Origin of the sequence: Bradyrhizobium sp., assembly GCF_016462955.1 — a bacterium.
In the GTDB taxonomy this organism is placed as follows: domain Bacteria; phylum Pseudomonadota; class Alphaproteobacteria; order Rhizobiales; family Xanthobacteraceae; genus Bradyrhizobium.
Window position 1 is genome coordinate 1 of sequence record NZ_JAEMSD010000372.1, and the last position, 6795, is coordinate 6795.

The following is a 6795-nucleotide window of genomic DNA, read 5'->3' on the forward strand; positions in this document are numbered from 1 at the left end:
AGCATGCTCGCGGGCCTCATGGTGATCTTCGCCTTCGCCGTGATCCTCACCATGACGCTCGTCGACAAGCGCGCCGCGAGGGCTGCGGCATGAGAAGGCCCGAACCCGGCCGCATCAACGCGGCCTTCCGCGGCAGCCTCGGGAATTTCACGCTCGACGTCGAGCTAAGCCTTCCCGCGACCGGCGTCACCGCAATCTTCGGTCCTTCGGGTTGCGGCAAGACCAGTGTCGCGCGCTGTATCGCCGGCCTGCAACGCATGACAGAGGGCTTTTGCGCCGTGGACGACGACATCTGGCAGGACAGCTCGTCTTTCCGGCCCGTGCACCGACGGCCGATCGGCTACGTCTTCCAGGAAGCCAGCCTGTTCCCGCATCTTTCGGTTCGACGCAATCTGCTGTTCGGTGCGCCGAACAAGTCCCGTGCGCAGATCGCGTTCGGCGAGGTCGTAGAGTTGCTCGGCCTTGCCGCTTTGCTCGACCGTTCGCCGTACCGCCTCTCCGGCGGCGAGCGGCAGCGCGTCGCGATCGGCCGTGCCCTGCTGTCCCAGCCAAAGCTTCTCCTGATGGACGAGCCGCTGGCCGCGCTCGACCGCACCACCAAGGACGAGATCTTGCCGTTCCTCGAGCGGTTGCACGACCGTCTGTCGCTTCCGGTGCTCTATATCAGCCACGACATGAGCGAGATCGAGCGCTTCGCCGATCATCTGGTGCTGATGGAGCAAGGCCGCGTCGTCGGCTCCGGCCCACTGCACAGCCTGCACCCGATACCGCCGGCCGGGAGCCGCGATCGGCTTGGAGATTGCTCGCGACGGCGGAAGAGCGTAGGAAACCCGACGAGGATGACTTCCATGCCGATCGACTTCCACGACATCGACCCGAACCGCGTCGCCGCGATCCTCTACCGTCCGCAGGACGACGTCGACGGCCTGCTCGCCGACTTCGCCCACAACCTCGCGCAGTCGGGCGAGCGGATCGGCGGGGTGGTCCAGCACAACGTCAAGGACGGCGCGGGCTGCCAGATCGGCATGGCGGCGATCGACCTCATGACCGGCGCGGAGATCTCGATCTGCCAACCGCTCGGCTCGGGCGCCATGGCCTGCAAGCTCGACGCCGCGGGATTGGCCGAAGCGGCCGTTGCCGTCGCGCGTGCGATCACGGCCGATGTCGATCTCGTCGTGATCAACAAATTCTCCAAGCAGGAGGCCGCCGGCGGCGGTCTGCGCGACGAACTGGCCGGCGCCATCGCCGCCGGCATCCCCGTGCTCACGGCGGTGCCGGAGAAATGCCTGGACGCCTGGAATGATTTTACCGGCGGGATTGGCACCACGCTCTTATGCGAGCGCGGGGCGATCGAGGGCTGGTGGCAGGAGCTGTCGGCACGGATGAAGCGGGCCCGCGCCGCGCGCGCGCCCGCCGAGGCGCCTGCGGCGCTACTTGCCGATCATCACGTCGGATGACTTGATCACGGCCGAGACGGCATCGCCGACTTGCAACGCGAGATCGTCCACCGCCTCGTTGGTGATCGCGGAGAATACCACCAGCCCCGGCGCGAGCTCGATCTTCACATGGGCCGTCGTCATGCCCTTGGTGACCGCGATCACCCGTCCGGGCAGAACGTTGCGCGCGCTGAGCTTCATCGATTAGCCGAACTTGAACAGCACGCCGTAGCCACCGCGCGGATAGCTCCACTCGATGTCGCCGCTTCCCTCGCAGATCACGCGGCAAGTCCCGCATTCGATGCAGCCGTCGACGGTGATCTCGACCTGGCCCTTGTCGTTGAGCTCGTAGCAACGCGCCGGGCAGGCCTTGAGCATGCTGAGCAGCTCCGGGGACGGGGTGGTGTGAGGCCTCACCTTGATGTGGGCCCGTCCGGCATCGACCAGATATCGGTTGTAGAACAGCTTGTCCTCGACACGCACGGATGGTTCGATCGACATGGCCTTAAGTCTCCATCGCCAGTGTTGCGCTTCCTTTGAAATCACCGCCAGGCGCGTGCGAGGCGGAAGGCATCGCCGAACAGTCCGCTCCACGACCGCGCCTTGATGAACGATTTGAAGGTCGTCTTCTCCTTCTCGACCTTCGGTGTGCCGTCGACGCGCAGGAAGTTCTGCATCGCCTTGGAGACGAGCTCGGGATAGGTCAGGAAGAAGTTCTGCGACTGGGTGTGCATCAGCGCCGGCATGTCCTTGTACTTCTTGAGATCCTTGATGACGAAGGACTCGTCCAGCATCTTCTTGTAGAGCGACAGGTTCTCCGCCGTCATCGGATCCTTGCGCGACTTGACCTGGAAGATCGCTTCCGCGGCGATCCGGCCCGAGGTCATCGCGAGGTTCGAGCCCTCGCGGTGGATGGCGTTGTTGAGCTGGGCGGCGTCGCCGACCACGACCCAGCCCTCGCCATAGAGCTGCGGGATGGCCTTGAAGCCACCCTCGGGAATGAGGTGCGCGGCATATTCCTTCACCTCGGATCCCTCGATCAGCGGTGCCACGGAGGGATGGCGCTTGAAGCGGTCGAGCAGGCCGTACGGTGTCTCTCCGGTGCGCTGGAAGTCCGCAACGAGGCAGCCGATGCCGAGCGAGATGCATTCCTTGTTGGCGTAGATGAAGCCCATGCCGGTCATGCCGCGCGAGATGGTGCCGGCGGCCTCGATCACCATGCCCTCATCTCCCCGGAGGTTGAAGCGGGCTTCGATGGTCTCGCGCGGCAGGAAATGCATCTCCTTCACGGCCAGCGCGACCTTGTCCGCCGTCGGCCGCTTGCGCAGGCCGGCGCGGGTGCCGAGCAGGCCGTTGACTCCTTCCGCCAGCACCACGACGTCGGCGTGGATCTCGCCATCGGCGCGGTCGGTGCGCACGCCGATCACCTTGCCATAGGCGTCCTGCGCCAGTTCAGTCACGGTGGTCTCACACAGCACCGTAGCGCCGGCTTCGCGGACCTTCTGGGAGAACCATCTGTCGAACTGGGCGCGGATGATGGTGTAGCGGTTCGGTCGCTCCTCGTTGAAATCATCGGAGCGATAATGCAGACCGGTGTGCGAGCGGTCGTCCATCATCCAGAACCGCTGCTCGACCAGATGCCGCTCCAGCGGCGCGTCCTCGCGGAAATCCGGTATCAGCTTCTCCAACATGTCGGCATAGAGGATCGCGCCCTGCACGTTCTTCGAACCGGAATACTCGCCGCGCTCCAGTTGAAGCACCTTGAGGCCGCGCTGGGCCAGCGTGAGCGCCGCCGCATTGCCGGCCATGCCGGCCCCGACGACGATCGCATCGAACTTCTCCTCGATCATGGTCTACTCCTCTCAAGGGTTCCCGCTGCAACAGCGGGCGAGGTCCACCTCCCCCTTCGGGAGAGGTGAACGGCGGACGCGGATCGTACCGGGCTCGACATGCTAGCTCGCGATCCGGTCGCGTGAATGCGGCGACAGCCGGGCCTGAAACGCCGCGGTCAGAGCCGGCAGCAACCGGATGGCGTCGGTGACGATGCCCATATGGGCAAAATCGAAGATCGGCGCATTCCGATCGGTGTTGATGGCGACGATGAGGTCGGCGCCCTCGACGCCGACGCGATGCTGGATCGCACCGGAGATGCCGGCTGCGATATAGAGCTTTGGCCGGATGGTCTTGCCGGTCTGGCCGATCTGCCGGTCGGAGGTGACCCAGCCTTTCTGCACCAGCGGCCGCGAGCAGCCGTATTCGGCGCCGATCACCGTGGCGAGCTGGCGCACCAGCTGGAAATTCTCCGGCGATCCGAGCCCCAGACCGCCGGCGACGACGACGTCGGCATAGGCGAGATTGGATTTTGCGGAGTCGCGATCGGGCAGGAACGACAGGACCTTGGTCACGATGTCGTCCTCGACGAGGCTGAGCGGATGGCTGACGATGCGGCCGACCGGACGCGTAAGGCGTTCCGGCATCGGCATCACGCGCGGCCGCACGGTCGCCATCTGCGGCCGGTAGTTCAGCGTGTAGATCGTGCAGAGCAGCGACCCGCCGAAGGTCGGCCGCGTCGCGGCGAGCGAGCCGTCGGCATCGACGTCGAGCTCGGTGCAGTCGGCAGTGAGGCCGGTGAGCAGCGTCGTCGCCACCGAACCTGCGAGGTCGCGGCCGAGCGTGGTCGCACCGAGCAGCAGGATCTCGGGCTTGTAGGTGTTGACGACGTCTGTCAGCGCCTTGGTGTAGGATTCGTTGCGGTAGTCGGCGAGCAGATCGTCGGCGACCATGTAGACGAGATCGGCGCCGTAGCAGAAGGATTCCGCGGCGGCGCTCTGCGTCGCCTCGCCTTCCGGCCCGATCACGACCGCGGCGAGATCGACCTTGAGCTTGTCGGCGAGCTTGCGACCGGCACCCATCAGCTCCCAGGAGACCGGGTGAACCTGGCCGCGCTCCTGCTCGATGAAGACCCAGACGTGCTTGTAGGCCTTGAAGTGCTCGGGCAGCTCCTTCTTGGTCGCAGCGCGGCCTGCAGCGGGTGCGGCGGTTTTTGGTGCAGTGCTCATGTGCTCGTTCCCCCTCGCCTCAATAGCCGCGCGCCAGCGCCGCGAGCTCGGTCTCGAGCGCCGGCTGGCGCTTGAAGATGGCGTCGATCAGCGCCTCCGCCGGCTGCTCGCCGACCTCGATCAGCGCAGCCTTCTCGCTGCGCGCGGCCGGGGCGAACACCCGCTTGACGATGGTGGGCGAGCCGCGCAGGCCGCATTTCGAGATGTCCTCGACTCCGGCTTCCTGCGCGCTCCACTTCACGATCGGCGCACGTGCGGCGCGCAGGGCATCGGCCATCGCGCCGCGGCGGATCTGGTTGGTCGCCTCCAGCATGGTGACGAGGCAGGGCAGCCTGGTGCGCAGCATCTGCACGCCGCCTTCGGAGCGGCGCTCCGCATCGATGGTGCGGGCCTGCAGGTCCAGCGCGCTGATCCTGGCGACATAGGTGAGCTGCAACAGGCCGAGCCGCTTGGCGATGCCGGGCCCGACCTGTGCGGTGTCGCCGTCGATGGTCTGCTTACCCGTAAAGACGATATCCGGGGCGCCGAATTCGGTCGAGATCTTGCGGATCGCGGTTGCGAGCGCATAGGTGGTGGCCAGCGTATCGGCACCGGCAAAGAAGCGGTCGGTCAGCAGCACGGCGCGGTCGGCGCCGAAGGTCAGCGCCTTGCGAAGGCTGTCTTCCGCCGAAGGGGGCCCCATGGTCAACACCGTGACCTCGCCGCCGAACTGATCGCGCAGCTCCAGGGCCGCTTCCAGCGCGAACAGATCATAGGGATTGATGATGGTCGGCACGCCCTGGCGCATGATGGTGTTGGTCACGGGATGCACGCGAATCTGCGCGGAATCGGGGACCTGCTTGATGCAGACGACGATGTGCATGTGCGCCTCCGGGACTCGTCTTCAGAAACCTCGTTCAGAGGAAGAACAGCAAGTGTCGTACCAACTCCGCGAACGACGAAAATCAGGCGGTGGCGCAACGACTTGAAGGCGCGACGGTATCGCTTGCATCCGCTTCCGGCCGGGAGCCGACAACGCCGCTGCGACACGCGTCGCAAATACGACAGGGCGCGGGGTCACTTCAGCACACCGATCTGCACCAACGCCGGCGCCTGCTTCGGCTGCGGCGCGACGGCGTCCTTCAGGACCTTGAAGACCCGCTGGTCGATCGGCGAGGACGCGACGAAGTCCGCATAGGCACGCTCCAACACGGTCTTGCACCGCCCCGCGACGACCTCGTCCGCAACGCCGGAGAAATCCTCCCCGGCAAGGTACTGGCCCATGCGCCGGAGAATATGCAGCCGCGCCACGTTGACGATCTTGGGATCGTAATCGACGCCGAGCAGCGTGAAGAACTCCTCGGCTGCCGAGGCCTTGTTGAGCTGTGCGAGAATTCCATCAGCCATTGTCGGTCTCCATCTGGCTCTGCGAGGTGGACGCGCCGGTGTCCCTGGCGCGCCTCTGCATGTGGCTCAGCCGCGCTTCCAGGAACTCGACGCGGTCGAGCAATACGGCAATGGCGTCGCCAACCGGATCCGGCATCAGATGATGGTCGAGATCGATCCGGCCGACGACGCGGCGATGGCCGAGTTGCGGGCGTACGACGCGCGCGGGAATGCCGACCACGGTGACGTCGGGCGGCGTGCTGTCGATCACCACCGAATTGGCGCCGACGCGCGAGCCGGCGCCGACCGTGATCGGCCCGAGGATCTTCGCCCCCGCCCCGACCACGACGCGATCCTCCAGCGTCGGATGGCGCTTGCCGGGAAACCACGACGTGCCGCCAAGGGTGACGCCGTGATAGAGCGTCACGTCGTCGCCGATCTCGGCGGTCTCGCCGATGACGACGCAGGCGCCATGGTCGATGAAGAAGCGTCGGCCGATGCGCGCGCCGGGATGAATGTCGACATTGCTGGCGAAGCGGCCGAACCAGGACAGAAGCCGGGCGGGAAAGCGCCAGCCCGACGTCCACAGCCGGTTCGCGAGCCGGTACCAGATCACGGCATGAATGCCGGGATAGGTCAGGAGCGTCTCGACCTGGCCGCGCGCGGCGGGATCGCGCTGGCGCACGCAGCCGATGTCCTCACGGATCAATTTGAGCAGAGACGGCTTCACCGCTTCCGGTGGAGACGGTTCGGCGAGCGGAACATCGACGACGCATGCCATGGGACCCTCACGCGCAATTGAGAAGCGAGCGCTCGCGCACCTCGCGCCAGATCGCCCTTACCGTCTCGTGGGCAACCGCGCCCTTGTGCTCGACGGCATGCCGGCGGACGCGGGCGAGGACGTTCTTTGCTTCTTCGGCGCTGGCGGACAGCTT

At 66.0% G+C, this 6795-nt stretch carries 8 protein-coding genes and 2 pseudogenes; 2 read left to right on the forward strand and 8 right to left on the reverse strand.

The features are described 5' to 3' along the window. Positions 1–89 precede the first annotated feature (89 nt). Together modC and JHD07_RS28545 are read left to right on the forward strand one after the other, a co-directional pair. A pseudogene (gene modC / locus JHD07_RS28540) lies at positions 90–749 on the forward strand (molybdenum ABC transporter ATP-binding protein); the annotation flags it as partial. Between the two features lie 99 nt (positions 750–848). After that, on the forward strand, positions 849–1457 hold the full coding sequence (locus tag JHD07_RS28545; protein ID WP_291628272.1) for a DUF2478 domain-containing protein: 609 nt from the start codon (positions 849–851) through the stop codon (positions 1455–1457). Here JHD07_RS28545 and JHD07_RS28550 read toward each other — a convergent pair. From JHD07_RS28550 to JHD07_RS28585, 8 genes and pseudogenes are all read right to left on the reverse strand, one after another. After that, positions 1431–1637: a TOBE domain-containing protein gene (locus JHD07_RS28550; protein ID WP_291628260.1), complete on the reverse strand. Its 207-nt coding sequence runs from the start codon at positions 1635–1637 to the stop codon at positions 1431–1433. The genes JHD07_RS28545 and JHD07_RS28550 overlap by 27 nt on opposite strands. Positions 1638–1640: 3 nt before the next feature. Further along, a complete protein-coding gene (locus JHD07_RS28555) occupies positions 1641–1937 on the reverse strand; it encodes a ferredoxin family protein (RefSeq protein ID WP_025037776.1) in 297 nt (98 codons plus the stop codon). A gap of 41 nt (positions 1938–1978) precedes the next feature. Next, positions 1979–3286 carry an FAD-dependent oxidoreductase gene (locus JHD07_RS28560; RefSeq protein ID WP_291628263.1) on the reverse strand — a complete coding sequence of 436 codons (1308 nt, stop codon included), beginning with the start codon at positions 3284–3286 and terminating at the stop codon, positions 1979–1981. Between the two features lie 102 nt (positions 3287–3388). Further along, the gene (locus JHD07_RS28565) at positions 3389–4495 is read right to left on the reverse strand and encodes an electron transfer flavoprotein subunit alpha/FixB family protein (RefSeq protein WP_291628265.1); all 1107 of its coding nucleotides are present in this window, start codon (positions 4493–4495) and stop codon (positions 3389–3391) included. A 19-nt stretch (positions 4496–4514) separates the two neighbouring features. Then, the gene (locus JHD07_RS28570) at positions 4515–5357 is read right to left on the reverse strand and encodes an electron transfer flavoprotein subunit beta/FixA family protein (protein WP_291628266.1); all 843 of its coding nucleotides are present in this window, start codon (positions 5355–5357) and stop codon (positions 4515–4517) included. Between the two features lie 194 nt (positions 5358–5551). Then, positions 5552–5881, reverse strand: coding sequence for a nitrogenase stabilizing/protective protein NifW (gene nifW / locus JHD07_RS28575; protein WP_291628268.1), 330 nt, complete (start codon positions 5879–5881; stop codon positions 5552–5554). Continuing rightward, entirely contained in the window at positions 5874–6641 is a 768-nt protein-coding gene (cysE, locus tag JHD07_RS28580) for a serine O-acetyltransferase (RefSeq protein ID WP_291628270.1), read from the reverse strand. The genes nifW and cysE overlap by 8 nt, the downstream gene beginning before the upstream one ends. Positions 6642–6648: 7 nt before the next feature. Next, positions 6649–6795, reverse strand: a pseudogene (locus JHD07_RS28585) (homocitrate synthase); the annotation flags it as partial.